Origin of the sequence: Microcoleus sp. N9_A1, from assembly GCF_036701795.1 — a bacterium.
GTDB lineage: Bacteria > Cyanobacteriota > Cyanobacteriia > Cyanobacteriales > Microcoleaceae > Microcoleus.
Genome location: NZ_JAUBRI010000070.1, coordinates 1 through 16,014 on the forward strand (window position 1 = coordinate 1; position 16,014 = coordinate 16,014).

At 44.1% G+C, this 16,014-nt stretch carries 12 protein-coding genes; 8 read left to right on the top strand and 4 right to left on the bottom strand.

Translation table 11 applies throughout. The annotated features are described in order from the left end of the window. Window positions 1-188 precede the first annotated feature (188 nt). Window positions 189-371: a ribbon-helix-helix domain-containing protein gene (locus QUA58_RS25080; protein ID WP_190659196.1), complete on the bottom strand. Its 183-nt coding sequence runs from the start codon at window positions 369-371 to the stop codon at window positions 189-191. Between the two features lie 181 nt (window positions 372-552). Here QUA58_RS25080 and QUA58_RS25085 point away from each other — a divergent pair, with 181 nt between their 5' ends. From QUA58_RS25085 to QUA58_RS25105, 5 genes are all read left to right on the top strand, one after another. Continuing rightward, a complete protein-coding gene (locus QUA58_RS25085) occupies window positions 553-759 on the top strand; it encodes a hypothetical protein (RefSeq protein ID WP_333250327.1) in 207 nt (68 codons plus the stop codon). Between the two features lie 136 nt (window positions 760-895). Further along, window positions 896-1,525: a Uma2 family endonuclease gene (locus tag QUA58_RS25090; protein ID WP_333250318.1), complete on the top strand. Its 630-nt coding sequence runs from the start codon at window positions 896-898 to the stop codon at window positions 1,523-1,525. A 185-nt stretch (window positions 1,526-1,710) separates the two neighbouring features. After that, window positions 1,711-2,328, top strand: a complete 618-nt coding sequence (locus QUA58_RS25095) for a Uma2 family endonuclease (RefSeq protein WP_333396609.1) — start codon at window positions 1,711-1,713, stop codon at window positions 2,326-2,328. Between the two features lie 111 nt (window positions 2,329-2,439). Continuing rightward, a complete protein-coding gene (locus QUA58_RS25100) occupies window positions 2,440-2,700 on the top strand; it encodes a DUF433 domain-containing protein (protein ID WP_333250312.1) in 261 nt (86 codons plus the stop codon). After that, on the top strand, window positions 2,697-3,080 hold the full coding sequence (locus QUA58_RS25105) for a DUF5615 family PIN-like protein (protein ID WP_333250310.1): 384 nt from the start codon (window positions 2,697-2,699) through the stop codon (window positions 3,078-3,080). The genes QUA58_RS25100 and QUA58_RS25105 overlap by 4 nt, the downstream gene beginning before the upstream one ends. Window positions 3,081-3,413: 333 nt before the next feature. Here QUA58_RS25105 and bchB read toward each other — a convergent pair whose 3' ends face one another. Next, window positions 3,414-4,940: a ferredoxin:protochlorophyllide reductase (ATP-dependent) subunit B gene (gene bchB, locus QUA58_RS25110; RefSeq protein WP_333396611.1), complete on the bottom strand. Its 1,527-nt coding sequence runs from the start codon at window positions 4,938-4,940 to the stop codon at window positions 3,414-3,416. A gap of 1,023 nt (window positions 4,941-5,963) precedes the next feature. On the opposite strand from bchB, the gene QUA58_RS25115 reads away from it, so the two are divergent. Further along, window positions 5,964-11,477, top strand: a complete 5,514-nt coding sequence (locus QUA58_RS25115; protein ID WP_333396614.1) for an AAA family ATPase — start codon at window positions 5,964-5,966, stop codon at window positions 11,475-11,477. Between the two features lie 78 nt (window positions 11,478-11,555). On the opposite strand, the gene QUA58_RS25120 is transcribed toward QUA58_RS25115, so the two are convergent. Then, window positions 11,556-11,747, bottom strand: coding sequence for a hypothetical protein (locus QUA58_RS25120; protein WP_333396617.1), 192 nt, complete (start codon window positions 11,745-11,747; stop codon window positions 11,556-11,558). Window positions 11,748-11,797: 50 nt separating this feature from the next. Between QUA58_RS25120 and QUA58_RS25125 the strand changes: the two genes are divergently transcribed. Beyond that, window positions 11,798-13,984: an ATP-binding protein gene (locus tag QUA58_RS25125; RefSeq protein WP_333396620.1), complete on the top strand. Its 2,187-nt coding sequence runs from the start codon at window positions 11,798-11,800 to the stop codon at window positions 13,982-13,984. Window positions 13,985-14,258: 274 nt separating this feature from the next. Here the strand turns inward: QUA58_RS25125 and QUA58_RS25130 are convergent, their stop codons facing one another. Continuing rightward, window positions 14,259-15,470 (bottom strand): acetate kinase, encoded by a 1,212-nt coding sequence (locus QUA58_RS25130; RefSeq protein ID WP_333250305.1) that lies wholly within the window; start codon window positions 15,468-15,470, stop codon window positions 14,259-14,261. 210 nt (window positions 15,471-15,680) lie between these two features. Here QUA58_RS25130 and psaK point away from each other — a divergent pair, with 210 nt between their 5' ends. Next, window positions 15,681-16,001, top strand: coding sequence for a photosystem I reaction center subunit PsaK (psaK, locus tag QUA58_RS25135; protein WP_333250303.1), 321 nt, complete (start codon window positions 15,681-15,683; stop codon window positions 15,999-16,001). Window positions 16,002-16,014: the final 13 nt, after the last annotated feature.

Sequence of the window (16,014 nt, forward strand, 5' to 3'; positions counted from 1 at the left end):
CATGGTCTTCAACAGTTTGAAGCTATCTTCATTGGTTGGAAAACCGCTCTAGCTGGACTTGTGTGTACACGGTAGCTTCTTAAGGGGGATGCGAGGGGGATCTCCGGGGCATAAATAGTGTTAAGTGAACCGTATTGAACTATAAGTGCGATCGGGTGATACGCACCCGTAAACCACGACGGAACTTTTTAAGTCTCGCTTTTGGGTTTTTCTGGCCCAGAGGGTACTTCTCCCCTTTGTTGGGCTTCCAATAAAGCCGTTTCCACGAGAAAGGCTATCAGGTTAGCTGTGGATCTGCCTTGTTTATCAGCCCATCGATCTAAAGCTTCATATACGTAATCAGGAAACGTGACGTGAACGCGCTTGCTCAATGTAAAAGTTGGTTTGTTGACTAACGCTTTTAATGGTACAAGCTTAGGCTCTCGATCGTGTTGTTACTCTGGTCTTAAAAATGTAGTGACACAAATTTGGGCTTATTATGTTACAATTCCTCTAATCCGACTCCGGATCAGTCAAAAGCCAGCCCCGGGCCGTGGAAAGCAAGGACTGGCTATGGCTCCAATTAACAAAGGAGATACATCTATTATGCGGTATGAAAAACGTCTCAAACCGTGGATCGTTGTTCGTTTGCTTCCGAATCTGCAAAGGGTCGTTGTGGGTCGCTTTCGCAGTTGGTCAGATGCAGAGGGTCACTTGCGAGTTCTCAAACAACTGCTTCCCAGTGCTCGATTGACTCTTGTTTTCGATCCGATCGATTAATTTTGGTTGCGACTCTCTGAAAGTACGCGCGGCGAAGCTATCCCGCTCTTAATCGCCCGAATGTTTGATTCGGGCGATCGCATTTTTGGGCAATGTTAGACTGGACGCAAGATATGAATTGAATTGGGAAAAAACCGTGACAGCTACTCTACAAGTAACAGAACAGCCAACATCACAGCGATACTTTACTCCAGAAGAATATCTAGCTCTGGAAGAAACAGCAGAGTACAAAAGTGAATATTGCGACGGAGTAATTATTCCCATGACAGGTGCAAGTACAAATCACAATCACATTTCCCTGAATATGAGTATAGCATTACGTCTTGCTCTTAAGGGACTTGATTATAATGTTTTCATGGGTGACGTGCGCCTGTGGATGCCGAAAAAGCGATTTTATACTTATCCCGATGTGATGGTAATTTTAGGGAAACCTGAGTATTACAACAATCGCAAAGATACGGTAATAAATCCTCAAGTTATTATTGAAGTTTTATCAAAATCTACCAAAAGTTACGATCGCAGCGATAAGTTTCAGTTTTATCAAACGCTGCCGACCTTTCAAGAGTATATTCTAATTGACCAATCGCGAGTTTATATAGAACATTATTGTAAGTTGGCAAACAAGCGATGGTCGTACAGTCAGTACGATGAAGAGGATACAGCGCTAGTTTTTAATTTTTTTCAAGTTGAAGTGCCGCTGGCAGATATGTACGAGAAGGTTGATTTTGAGGCGGAAAATGAGCCAGAAGAGAGTGCGGAAGAATAAGACTGTTGTCTGAAAGTGCGATCGACTAATTTTATTTTAGCAATGTTTCTGGCGGGCGATCGGCTCTCTATACCGATTGTATGGAATTTGGGTTATTATTTAAAAGAGCGATTCCCTACGGGATAGCTTCGCCGCGCGTACTCAAAAAAAGTATTTGTTCAACATCCTTGTGGGAGAATATCTTCATGACAACCACTTTGCCAACAACCGAGCAACGTTACTTCACAGAGGAGCAATATTTAGCACTGGAAGAAACAGCCGAAGACAAAAACGAATATCTCGACGGAAAAATTACTCCTATGACAGGCGGATCTACCAATCACAATCAAATTGCTGGCAATTTGTACATTGCTTTGACTCTTGCTCTCAAAAAACAGAATTATCGCATTTTCATCGGTGACGTGCGTCTGTGGGTTCCAAAAGTGCGACTTTATACTTATCCCGACGTAATGGTAATTTTGGGAAAACCTGAGTACCACAACAATCGCACAGACATGATTACTAATCCTCAAGTGATTGTGGAAGTTTTATCAAAGTCTACTAAAAATTACGATCGAGGTGACAAGTTTAAATTGTACAAAACTATTCCTAGTTTTCGAGAATACATTCTGATTGACCAAACACAAATTAATGTTGAGCAGTATTCTAAAACCGAGAATAAAAGATGGTTGTATTCCGAGTATGACGAGGAAGATACGGCTTTAGTGTTTAATTCCTTCGAGCTAGAGGTTCCTCTATCTGATGTTTACGAACAAGTTAATTTTGAGGAAGTTGAGCAAGAAAATAGTCAAAATGAAGTGTGAGGGCGATCGCGCTTGGTTTGAGAAGATATCTCGCTCCTCCCTCGCGTTAAACTGAATGTATCGTCAGGTTAACTAACAATGAATTAATGGAAAATATCTAATTGAAAAGACATGACTCAAAATAATTTACTGTCTCGCATCTCAATCGACTCGAATATCTGCTTTGGCAAACCCTGTATTCGCGGCCATCGCATCTGGGTTTCTCTGATTCTTGACTTTCTCGCTAGCGGCATGACTTTGGAAGAATTGCTTGAGGAATATCCGGGAATTGAACGAGAAGATGTTTTGGCTTGCATTGCTTATGGGGCTGAGTTGGCAAGAGATTATTATGTCGAAATTCATCTGGGTGAAAAAAAGGTAGTTTTAAAGTGAAGTTAAAACTTGATGAAAATTTGGGCAGCATCCGCGTTGTTTCGATGTTACGTTTGGCTGGCCATGATGTTGCGACTGTACGGGAACAAAATTTGAGTTCAACACCGGATGAATTATTAATTGATATATGTCGGAGGGAAGATAGATGTTTGGTGACTTTGGATAGGGGGTTTGGCAATCGCCTCCGCTACAATCCTTCTGATTATTCTGGGATTGTGTTACTGCGTCTGCCTTCTCAATCGAAACCGCAAGATTTGCAAGCGGCAGTAGAAATATTAATTCGCGGATTGGATGCCGCAGAAGTTGCGGGTAAATTGTGGATTATCCGAGGGGAACAGCTTTTGGAATATCAAGCAATATCGGAAGATGAATCTGAGTAAATGCGGGCAGAAATAATGGATAAATTTATTCAAGAATCAACTTTTTATTGGATACATCCGTACAGCTAAACCTTTTTCGTAACTAAATAAGTTGAGACCAACGGGGGCGGCAATAGCAGAGGCAATACCGAATCAAATTACAAAACGATTATCTTTTCCCGACTGAATGCCAAGATAAACGGTTCCGCTAATAAGAACAATTGCAATTAATGCTGAAATGATCTTCCTTCTCAAAATCACTGAAGTAATTCCAAAATTAAGGGTTGAAAGAGATCTGTCCAAGATTTTATAGATCGGCAAGGGCATCCACAACAGACGCCCTCACCAAACTAACTACGCGCCGACAGATTCCTTGGCCGCGTACAACACCTCAGCATTAATTAAAGCAATACCTCGTTCGCGGGCGAATTTCTCAGTATTTCGCTTCACCTTACCGCGCACGAAACCAGGAATTTTATTCAACTCCGCCTGTCCATCCTTCGTCCAATTCATATCAGAATCTGCCGAAATACCCTTGGTAATTACTTCCTTAGTATCGTGGCCGCCGAAGATTTCCAGCAAGTGGTCTTCCATTCCCAAAGTAAAGGAATTGTAGACCAAATCTACGCACTGATTCGTACCTTCATAACCCAAAAATGGTTTGTAGCCGATCGGGAAATTTTGAACGTGAATCGGCGCAGCAATCACACCGCACGGAATATCAAGCCTTTTACCCACGTGGCGTTCCATCTGCGTGCCGAAAATCGCGGAAGGTTCCGCCTTGGCGATCGCATCTCCGATCGCCCCGTGATCCTCCGTCACCAGCACTTCATCACAATACCCTTTTACCTCTTCCCGGAACCAATCAGCATCGTGTTTGCAGTAGGTTCCAGCCCACACAACGTGGATTCCCATCTCGCGTGCCAAAATCTTCGTCATCGCCGCAGCGTGGGTATTATCGCCAAATACGACCGCTTTTTTGCCGGTTAAGTTTTGGCAGTCGATCGACCTTGAGAACCAAGCAGCCTGAGACACAAACCGCGTTTGTTGGTCAATAAACTCTTCATAATTAACATCCGCACCTTGAGCATTCAAAACTTGTTGAATCTTGCGGATACAGCGCGCAGTTTCTACCACACCCATCGGCGTAATATCCACCATCGGAGTGCCAAATTCTTTTTGCAAATACTCCCCACTCATCATCCCCAATTCCCGATAAGGAACCAAGTTAAACCAAGCGCGGGGCAGTCTTTTTAAGTTATGAACCGAAGCACCTTCGGGAATAACTTCGTTAACTTCAATTCCCAAATCTGCCATCAAACGCTTCAACTCAGTGCAGTCGTGCTGGTTGTGAAAACCCAGCGTAGACATCCCGATAATATTCACCGATGGTTTTTCGCTTTTGGCTTCTACTAAATCGCCTTTTTTGCGAGCTTTGTTAATGTAAAATTGGACGATTTGATCCAAAGTGCGATCGGCAGCTTGCAATTCGTTGACGCGGTAATGGTTGACATCCGCCAGCAATACATCGCCCTTAGCATCCAATTGAGCTCGCTCCACGAAGTTTTCCAAGTCTTCTTGTAGAATGCTGGAGGTGCAAGTCGGAGTCAACACGATCAAATCTGGGTGCTCTTCTCTGTCTTTGCGGGTGATATTGTCCACCACCCGTTCCTGCGAACCCCGCGCCAGTACGTGTCTGTCAACGACGCTGGTAGTTACCGGGGTGAAATCCCGTTCCCTCTCCAGCATGGAACGCATGACGTTAAAATAGTCGTCTCCAATCGGTGCGTGCATGATGGCGTGGACGTTTTTGAAGGAAGTGGCCACGCGCAAAGTGCCGATGTGGGCTGGGCCTGCGTACATCCAATAAGCCAATTTCATAGGTATTTTTCCTGGTGTTGGTTGAGATTTGCCCGATCGGGCGATTACTGCTAAATTTTAAGGTTGTTTCTGATTTTCTCACCGGATGAATCCTTGAGAAATACTAACTTTCTGAGGATTTACAGATTTGGAAAAGGCTCAAACGCTTTGTCTGCTTGGCATTTGAGTCGCAATTCAAACAACTTTACCTTGGTTTTATGGCAATAATTCTTAATCTTTCCTCAAATTTTCTTAAGAGTTAGGCAAATTTGATTAATGTAGGGTTCGCTGCCGCGCACCAGACAAGGTGCAATAATTCTGCATTTTTTGTCAAATTTACTCTAGTCAAACGGTCAGTTAGTATTTTAACAGTTGACAGTTGACTTCGGAGTGCGAAGTTTTTAGGCAGGGGATTTAAGCCCCTGCCTAAAAACAATCCACCTAAAGGTGGGGGCTTAAATCCCCTGTGATGCAGGTTAATCGATCGGTCAAAATAGATAGAACTCAAGGAAATTGCAGCTTCCGAAGCAACACTTAACTCCCTCCGCGCCTCGGTCGCGAATTATAGTTAAGATTTGCACCGGCCGGTTTTTTTAAAGCACCCCAAATTAGTGCCAGATCACCGGAAAAAATAAATCTTTCAGCACTTGCGTATTTTCACGAGATGTGGTGACGCTCCACTAAAGTCCAGCGATGGCTGGGAATCTGAGATGATTTAGTTGCCAGCATGGCGATCGAGCATTAGAGTAAATCCTTGCACAAATCCTGTATTTGTGATCTTGTTTGCCTAACTGCTGACGAAAGCCCCAGCGTGCTTTTGTCAGCAGTAGCTCTTTCCTGTCAAGGCCTGCTTTCCCACACATCCCAAAAGATAGCTCTTGAGTGATAATGAAGAATAACATAGGATTTACGAAAAGAAACCCGATTTACACGATAAAATCTTGGGTTTGTCAACGACTAGCAACGAAGAAACCCGGTTTCTCGCCCGCCGCGCGTCAGTCCTGTAACATTGACCAAGCACACCTAATTTGAGAGAACCCAACTATGATGGCAATTCCCGGCGTTGCAGTTCTCGCTCTCATTTATGAAAGCAGCACTTCCCTGGTTTACCGCGGCCACAACGAGCAGAACAACCAACCTGTTATTATCAAACTTATCAAAGAAGACTATCCGACTCCTGAAGAACTGAATAGATACAAGCGCGAATATGAGATCACTGCCAACTTAAGCCTGTTGGACGGAGTTGTGAAAGTGTATAAGTTGCAACAGGTTAGAAATAGTCTGGCAATGATTTTAGAAGATTTTGGCGGGGAATCTTTAAAAATATTTATGGGTTCTCAAAAATTTACCATTTTAGGATTTCTGACTACTGCCATCAAAGTTGCGGAAACTTTGGGCGAAATTCATGGAAAAAATGTAATTCATAAAGATATAAATCCCTCTAATATAGTTTTTAATCCAGCTACAGGACAAGTTAAACTCATAGATTTCAGCATTTCAACAGCATCCAACCTGGAAAATATTCCAAATAAAAATCCCAATTTTTTAGAAGGCACTTTAGCCTATATGTCGCCCGAACAAACCGGCAGAATGAACCGGGTAATCGATTACCGCACCGACTTTTATTCCCTCGGCGTGACCTTTTATGAAATCCTGGCAGGACAACTCCCTTTTCCCACTACAGATCCCATGGAGTTAGTTCACTGTCACATAGCCAAACAGCCAGTACCTCTCGCTGAAATTGCCCCAGAAATTCCTCAAGCTGTTTCAGATATTGTGATGAAATTGTTAGCAAAAACCGCTGAGGAGCGCTATCAAAGTGCTTGGGGGCTAAAAGCCGATTTGGAATCCTGCCTGTTTCAGTGGCAAACATCTGGGGTTGTTTCTGAGTTTACTCTCGGCAGCCAAGATATTTCCGACAAATTTCAAATACCTCAAAAACTTTACGGTAGACAGCGAGAAGTTGAAACTCTTTTAGCGGCATTTGAACGGGTGGCAGCAACAAATAATCGAGGCTACCGCATCGACGACTCTCAAATTTCTGTCATCAAAAAAGAGAGCAAATCGAAAAAAGAAATTCCCTTGTCAGTGCTGGCTAGAGGACAGCATAAATCCCGCAGCGAGATGATGCTGATTGCCGGTTATTCCGGTATTGGCAAATCTGCAATGGTGAAGATTTTAGACAAACCGATTACCCGCCGGCGTGGATATTTTATTTGGGGAAAGTTTGACCAGTACAAGCGGACTATTCCTTACTCGGCCGTTGTCAGCGCTTTTTCGGAATTGGTGCGGCAACTGTTAACTGAAAGCGAGGCTCAATTAGCAGTTTGGCGCGAAAAACTCCGCACTTCTTTTGGGCAAAACGGGCAAATTATTATTGATGTCCTTCCCGAAGTTGAACTAATTGTCGGAGCTCAGTCTCCTGTAGCTGAATTGGGGCCGACGGAATCTCTGAATCGCTTTAATTTAGTCTTTCAAAATTTCATTCGCGTATTTTGCCAGCCCGAACATCCGCTGGTGATTTTTCTCGACGATTTGCAGTGGGCTGATTCGGCTACTCTCAAATTGATCGAATTGATGATGACAGATGAAGCTACGCAATATCTGTTTTTAATTGGCGCTTATCGGGATAATGAAGTTAGTCCCACTCATCCTTTAATGATGACATTGGAGACACTGCGAAATCAGGAAGCCATCATTAATCAGATTGCTTTGTCGCCGCTGGGGGTGGAAAATATAACTCATTTGATTGCGGAGACATTGCACAGCGATCGAGAATCTGTCAAACCCTTAGCTGAATTGGTGATCAGCAAAACCGACGGAAATCCTTTTTTTGTCAATCAATTCCTGCAAACATTGTATCAAGAAAACCTGCTCGTTTTTCACCCGCCGCAGTCGGGGAGCAAGGGCGGCTGGCATTGGGATATGACTCAAATTGAGCAGTGTGCTATCACTGACAATGTAGTAGACTTGATGGTACAAAAGTTGAGAAAACTGCCAAGTTCAACGCAGCAAGTTTTGCGTTTGGTGGCTTGTTTGGGCAACGAATTTGACTTAAATACTCTTTCTTTAATTAATGAAAAAGAAGCCTCGGAAACTTTTTCTCACCTGTTGCCCGCGATTAAGTCGGGACTGATTCTGCCAACTTCGGAATTGGAAAGCAAGTCATTAGATTACGTGCTGTTTCCGCTATTAATTCTCAATTATAAATTTTTGCACGATCGGGTACAGCAAGCAGCTTACGCTCTGATCGACGACTCGCAAAAAAAGGCAGTTCACCTGAAAATAGGCAGGCAAATCCTAGAAAACACTCCGGCTGAATATCGCGCTGACAGAATCTTTGAATTAGTCGATCACTTGAATGTAGCTCGATCGCTAATTAAAGACGATCGAGAATTAATTGAACTGGCAATGCTGAATTTAGACGCCGCGCGCAGAGCCAAAGATGCCACTGCTTATGTTGCTGCCTTGCAGTATTTGACCGCAGGCATGGACGGTTTGAGCGCCGATATTTGGGATGCCCACTACGATTTAGCCTTTGCCTTGCACATGGAGCGGGCAAATGTTGAGTATTTAAACGGTTATTTCGAGAATTCTGAAGAATTTATTAATATAACTCTGGAAAAAGCGCGATCGCCCTTAGAAAAGGTAGAAATTTACAACCTGCTGATCGTGCAGTACACCCTGCGGGCGAAGTACGAAGAAGCCGTTAAAGCCGGAATCAAAGCTTTGGACTTGCTAGGCATTGACTTGCCGCTAGACGGGCTACAAAAAGTCATATCCGAAGAATTTGCAGCAGCTACAAATATTTTAGCAGGTAGAGAAATAGCTTCCCTAATTGACGCGCCCGAAATGACTGTACCCGACAAAAAAGTTGCAGTCAAATTAATTACAAACTTGCTGACATCGGCGTACCTCAAAAATCCCGACTTGTGGAAAGTCAGCGTTTTAAAAGGAGTCAATCTTTCTCTACAATACGGTTTAGTACCCGAAGCCTCTCTTTGCTATGCTGGCTATGGTATGTTCTTAAACGCAGTTTCAGGAGACTACAAAGCTGCGTATCAATTTGGCTTGCTCTCGCTGAATCTCAGCGAAAAATCTGGCAATATCGGCTTGAAGTGCAGAGCTTGTTCATCCCTGGTCAGTATTTTTTATTACTGGTTCAATCACATCAAAGATTCCCACGCAATCAGCAATGAAGGATATCAAGCAGCTTTAGAATCAGGAGATTTAGAGTATGCGGGTTATATCCTGTCCAACCGCATAGCTAACTCATTTTTTCAAGGTAAAGAAATCTCGCAAATTCTGGCCGACACGAGCAGGTATTTGCAGTTCAGCCAAAAAACCAAAAATCAGCTCGTAACCGATATATTATTAGGGGTAGAGTTAATCCTGCGTAACTTGAGCAAACTAACTCCTGAAAAGTTTGTATTTGAAAGCGAAGATATCAGCGAAGCTGAATACGTACACAACTGTCAAGCTCATCAAAATTTGTACTCGCTCTGCCTTTATCAGATTCGCAAATGCCAGGTAATGTACTGGTACGGCAACTTCAACGAAGCGCTACAACTAGCTTTGGAAGTAGAAAAACAGCTATCTTTTATTACCGGAGCGATACCCGCTACTGAATGGAATTTTTTCTTTTCTCTAACTTTAGCAGCCGTTTTCCCAAATGTTTCAGAAGACAAGCAAAAGGAATACTTGGACAAGTTAGAGGCAAACCAAAAACAGATGAAAATTTGGGCAGACAACTGTGCCGAAAATTTTCTGCACAAGTACCTTTTAGTGCAAGCAGAAATAGCCAGAATTTCCAAGAAAGATTCAGAAGCTGTAGAATTGTACGATTTCTCTATAAATTTAGCCCAAGACAATGAGTTTGTCCAAAATGAAGCGCTAGCTAATGAACTAGCAGCTAAGTTTTGGTTGAGTAAAGGCAAGTATCAATATGCCAAAATCCACTTGCGCGAAGCTCACTCGTGCTACTTGCGCTGGGGTGCAGTTCGCAAGGTAGAAGATTTAGAACAGAAGTATCCGCAGTTGCGGGAAATGACGCCGCTCAACGGAAGTTTTAACAACAATCAAACTACCACAACTATTCATACTTCTACTGGCAGCGATGCGAGAGTGCTGGATTTGGCAACGGTAATGAAAGCATCTCTGGCGATTTCTAGCGAAATTGTCCTCGATAAGTTGCTGGCTTCTCTGATGAGAATCTCCTTAGAAAATGCGGGCGCTCAATTAGGTTTTCTAATTTTAGTTAGAGATGGTCAACTGTTGATTTCAGCTAAAGCGTCCGTATTTGCTGAAGATGTAGCTGTTCTGCAATTTACGCCTGTTGGAGACTATCATGATTTACCCGTGACGGTGATTAATTATGTGGAAAGAACTCGCTCGGATTTGGTGTTGAGCAATGCGGCGGCTGAGGGACTATTCACAGCCGATCCTTACATCGCTAAACACCAACTGCAATCGATTTTGTGTACTCCCATCATCAATCAAGGCAAACTGATCGGCATTCTTTATTTAGAAAACAATTTGACTGTCGGAGCATTTACTCCCCACCGATTGGAAGTTTTAAGGTTGCTTTCTTCCCAAGTTGCTATTTCTTTGGAAAATGCTCTACTTTACAATTCGGTGGAACAGAAAGTGCAAGAGCGGACGCAGGAGTTAAATGAAAAGAACGAGCGTTTAGAACAAACTTTGCGCGAACTTAAACTAACTCAAGCTCAATTAATCCAAACGGAAAAAATGTCTAGTTTGGGGCAAATGGTGGCTGGTGTAGCTCACGAAATTAATAATCCTGTAAGTTTCATCTACGGTAATCTTAATCCGGCGAGCGAATACGTTAAAGACTTGCTAAAATTGATTGAGCTTTACCAGCAGCACTATCCAGAACCTGCTGATGAAATTCTAGAAGAAATAGAAACAATTGAGCTAGAATTTTTGAGCGAGGATTTGCAAAAGCTGCTGGATTCCATGAAAGTAGGAGCGGAAAGAATCCGGGATATTGTGCTAAGCTTGCGGAATTTCTCTCGCCTCGACGAAGCGCAAATGAAGTCGGTAGATATCCATCAAGGCATCGACAGTACGGTGATGTTGCTGCAACCGCGCCTGAGAAAAGAGGGCGGGCGTTTGGGAATTGAGGTGATTAAAAATTACAGCACGCTACCACTAATTACTTGTTATGCGTCTCAGTTGAATCAGGTATTTATGAATGTTTTGACAAATGCGATCGATGCTCTCCTCGTAGCAAGAGATTGCCCGGAAAACTCTCAGCAACAGCCTACGATTACAATTTCTACAGAGGTGACTGACAGGAATTCTGTCATAATTAAAATTGCTGACAGCGGGCCAGGGATGAGCACTGAGGTGCTGCACAAGATATTCGATCCATTTTTTACAACTAAGCCCGTGGGTTCGGGAACTGGTTTGGGATTGTCTATTTCTCACTCGATTGTTGTGAGTTCTCATGGCGGAAAATTGACTTGCGTTTCTGCACCCGGAGAGGGGAGCGAGTTTATTATTGAAATTCCGATCGCCCCCAGGCAAGTTTTGTAACCGGCGCCACCATCAACCAAAATCCCCAAATCAATTCCAGTTAGCAACCCTTAACAATGGGGCCACGCCTTGCGTTTACTAAACTTTGAATTCGCAATTCAAGCTCGGCAAAAACTCTGCATTAAAGTCGATCGCTCTGGTTTTCATAAAAGGGCGATCGCCCTTTTGCAGCCGCACTGAGGACTTTTTATCACGACGATGAATGCTCCGGCAAATCACAAAAAGTGTCAGATTTTTAATTAAAAAAGTAAATATTGTGTGTATCTTCATGCTCTAACTGTAGATAGTAGATCATACTAAAGTAAAAGCAAATTCCGATCATGAAGATACGTCACTTCGGCAAAACTCAGGCGATCCCATTGCAGCTCATACTGATGGTGCCATTTGTTTTGCAAATCTTTGGATCGGTCGGTCTGGTGGGATATTTGTCGTTCAAAAATGGACAGATAGCGGTAAACGACCTGGCGGATCAGTTGATGCATCGAACCAGCAGTACGGTGAATCAACATCTGGATGCTTATTTATCTATTCCGCATCAAGTGATTCAGATTAACGCCGATGCGATTCGGATGGGATTGCTAGATGTGCGCGATCGCCAAACCGTCGGTAAGTATTTTTGGCACCAAATGCAGGCTTATGACCTGACTTACATCGGCATCGGACTGACGACTGGTTATGGGGCCGGAGCCGGACGCTACGACGGCAAAACGGTTACGATCGATGATTCGAGTCCCAAACCTCTAAACAATCTCCAAACCTACGCCACCGATGACCGGGGTAATCGTACCCGTATCGTTAGTGTCGCTAATTGGGGTAGCTTTACTGAAACCTGGTACACCGAACCCGTGAGAGCAGGTAAACCTATTTGGTCGCGGATCTATACCTGGAATTATCCCGGTCATCCGTATATTGTTGCCTCGGCGGGTCGCCCGATTTATGACGCGAACAATAGGCTGCTGGGGATGGTCGCCGCGGATATCCATCTGTTAAAGCTCAGTGATTTTTTAAGGAATTTGGGTATCAGCCACTCCGGACAAGTCTTTATTCTGGAGCGCAATGGAATGTTGATTGCCAATTCTGGGAAAGAGCAGCCTTTTACCGTTGTCAAAAACGATATTCAGCGTCTGAAGGCGATCGACAGTCCCAATCCCATCGTGCAGGGAATTGCCAAAGAAATCCAGCAACGCTTCAAAGAATTTCAATCCATTTCTGGAGACACGGATCTCCGACTTGATTTTCAGGGAGAACTCTACTATGTACAACTCACTCCCTGGCGCGACCAATATGGATTGGATTGGTTAGTGGTGGTGAGTGTGCCAGAAAGCGAATTTATGGCACAGATTGATGCCAACACCCGCACCACAATCTTGCTCTGCTTAGGAGCATTGGGGGTAGCTTGTATGATGGGCGTTCTCACCTCCCGCTGGATTACGCGTCCGATTCTGCGACTGAATCGGGCAAGTGAGGCAATAACATCTGGCAACTTAGACCAAGCTGTAGAAGACAGCCGTATTCAAGAACTCAATGCCCTTGCCAACTCCTTTAACCACATGGCAAGACAACTGCACGAATCGTTTACCGCCTTAGAAAAAAGTAATGCAGAATTAGAAGACCGGGTGGAAGACCGCACCGTTGAACTCAAAAATGCCCTAAGTGAGTTGCAACGCACCCAATCACAGATAATTCAGAGTGAAAAGATGTCAAGTCTGGGGCAACTGGTTGCTGGAGTCGCCCACGAAATTAACAACCCAGTCAACTTTATTCACGGCAACCTCGTTTATACACAGGAATACGCCGAGAATTTGTTAAAGTTCGTGCAGCTTTATCAACAGCACTATCCCAATCCAGCCCCAGAAATTCAAATCGCAGCCGAAGAAATCGACTTGGAGTTTTTGCAGGAAGATTTGCTAAAAATGCTGTCTTCTATGAAAATGGGTACCGATCGCATCCGCGAAATTGTCCTGTCGCTGCGGAACTTTTCGCGGATGGACGAAGCAGAGCTTAAGCCAGTGGATATCCATGAGGGTATTAACAGCACCCTACTAATTTTGCAACACCGCCTCAAAGATAGACCGGAACGACCGTCCATTGAGGTGATCGAAGACTACGGTTCTCTACCGCTGGTGGAATGCTACGCCGGACAACTCAATCAGGTATTTATGAATATTTTGACAAATGCGATCGATGCTCTCCTCGTAGCAAGAGATTGCCCGGAAAACTCTCATCAACAGCCTACGATTACAATTTCTACAGAGGTGACTGACAGGAATTCAGCGATAATTAAAATTGCTGACAGCGGGCCAGGGATGAGCACTGAGGTGCTGCACAAGATATTCGATCCATTTTTTACAACTAAGCCCGTGGGTTCGGGAACGGGTTTAGGATTGTCTATTTCTCACTCGATTGTTGTCAGTTCTCATGGCGGAAAATTGACTTGCGTTTCTGCACCCGGAGAGGGGAGCGAGTTTATTATTGAAATTCCGATCGCCCCCAGGCAAGTTTTGTAACCGGCGCCACCATCAACCCACAGCATGGCTGAAAGAGTAATGATGTTTCTGGGAAAATGGAAGAATAAACGTCTCTACCTCTCTTTATCTGCGTGAATCAGAGTCAATCCATTGTCATCTGCGGTTAATACATTCTCTTTTTTGACCGCAGATGAGGGCAGATTAACACAGATTAACGCAGATGAATTAGATCTATTTCGGTGGCGCTGTTCGTGATTGTTGACCTTCTGCGAAGCTGAGTGGGCATCGCTGTTGAAGGAATTCATCAAATAAGTTAGTGATAAAGTTTCCAGCATTCTCGCACAATTTCCCAATCCTCCTGCGTGTGAATTACCAAAATTCTCACCGCTGAATCCACTGCCGCAATATCTTGATCGATCAGCGACTGTTGATTTTTATCACCATCCAATTTTAACCCGATAAATCCAAAAGCTTCGCAGGCGGCAGCCCGCACAACAGCAGAATTTTCCCCAACACCCGCAGTGAAAATCAAAGCATCCAACCCGCCCAAACTCGCCAACATCGCCCCGATACCAGCCCGCAAACGGTGCACGTAAATATCCAAAGCAAGTTGAGCGCGAGAATTGCCATCTTTAATGGCTGCCAAAATTTGCCGCATATCGCTAGAAACCCCGGAAATTCCTTTTAAACCAGAATTCCGATTCAGAATATTATCTAGTTCCTCAGCAGTCAAGTGCGATCGCCTTAACAGATGAATTATGATACCAGGATCGATCGCCCCCGATCGACTTCCCATCATCAAACCATCCAAAGGAGTAAAACCCATCGTAGTATCAACACTCCGACCACCGAGAACCGCCGCCAGAGAGCACCCGTTGCCCAAATGACAGCTAATCAGCCGCAAATCCGCCGAATCGGGGTTGAGAATTTCAGCAGCCCTGCGAGTGCAATATTGATGGCTAATGCCGTGAAAACCGTAGCGGCGAATCCCCTCTTCCAGCCATTCGTAGGGCCCAGGATAAACAAACGCAGCGGGCGGCAATTGGGCGTGAAAAGCCGTATCAAAAACTGCAACTTGCGGCACATTTCCCAGTATTTTTTCAATTGCTTCGATGCCTTCCAAATTAACCGGATTGTGGACGGGAGCAAACTCAGATAAACGGTCAATTTCCTGTTTTACTTCCGGCGAAATCAGCCTACTTTGCTGATAGTTTTCCCCGCCGTGTACGACGCGATGGCCGACAATATCAATCTCGTTTAAACTATTAATAACTTGAGTTTCCCCCTGCCACAAAGTCTCCAGCATTCGAGAAATCGCCCCGGCGCGAGAATCTGAGGTAAATTCTTCCTCAAACCTATGACCCGCAGCAGTTTTGACTTGCAACTCCCCGGCATTTTCGCGGTGAGTCCAGTCTATTTTTGCTTCCCAGAGAGGTTGTGGCGGGCGATCGGGAAGCTGATCGTTTAGTTCGTACAAGCAGCTTTTTTGACTGCTAGAACCTGCGTTTAAAACTAGGATTTTCATGGTAATTTGTAATTTGTAATTCAGGGCTTACGCACTCCGACCTAAGAAACAGGATTTTTACCTTTTCTGCTGGTTGGAACCTGTGTATTTTGCTAAAAAATCCGGTTGCTGGCTACCCGTATTAATTGTTAGCTATTCACTAATTATATCTTTGTTAAGGAATATGTCAAATTATTAAAAATTAATTCGATCTGTAGCCACGGGTTGCTGTTGTTTGATATATCTTCATCATCAGATTTTGATGCACTAAAAATTAAGGATGCGATCGCCATGTTGCCAACAATTTTACTAACCGTTAGCGCCAGAACCGTAGAGTGGAGCCCCGAAATCGGTTTAATTATGATTATTTGCAATGTTGCAGCCATTGCTTTCGGCAGCTTAACCATCAAAAATCCCCACACAGGCCCAGCCGCGCCCTCAGCGAATCTGGTGGGCGGTTTGAGCTTGGGTGCACTTATCGGAAGTCTCTGCTTCGGTCATATTCTGGGAACAGGTACGATTTTAGGATTGTCTTACTTGGGCGCACTTTAGTTTCAGATTGTAG

Coding starts and splice junctions, on each gene's coding strand:
- QUA58_RS25095 (WP_333396609.1), top strand. CDS start 1,711: ATGACAACCACTTTGCCAACAACCGAGCAACGTTACTTCACAGAGGAG.
- QUA58_RS25085 (WP_333250327.1), top strand. CDS start 553: ATGGCTCCAATTAACAAAGGAGATACATCTATTATGCGGTATGAAAAA.
- bchB (WP_333396611.1), bottom strand. CDS start 4,940: ATGAAATTGGCTTATTGGATGTACGCAGGCCCAGCCCACATCGGCACT.
- QUA58_RS25125 (WP_333396620.1), top strand. CDS start 11,798: ATGAAGATACGTCACTTCGGCAAAACTCAGGCGATCCCATTGCAGCTC.
- QUA58_RS25115 (WP_333396614.1), top strand. CDS start 5,964: ATGATGGCAATTCCCGGCGTTGCAGTTCTCGCTCTCATTTATGAAAGC.
- QUA58_RS25100 (WP_333250312.1), top strand. CDS start 2,440: ATGACTCAAAATAATTTACTGTCTCGCATCTCAATCGACTCGAATATC.
- QUA58_RS25130 (WP_333250305.1), bottom strand. CDS start 15,470: ATGAAAATCCTAGTTTTAAACGCAGGTTCTAGCAGTCAAAAAAGCTGC.
- QUA58_RS25120 (WP_333396617.1), bottom strand. CDS start 11,747: ATGAAGATACACACAATATTTACTTTTTTAATTAAAAATCTGACACTT.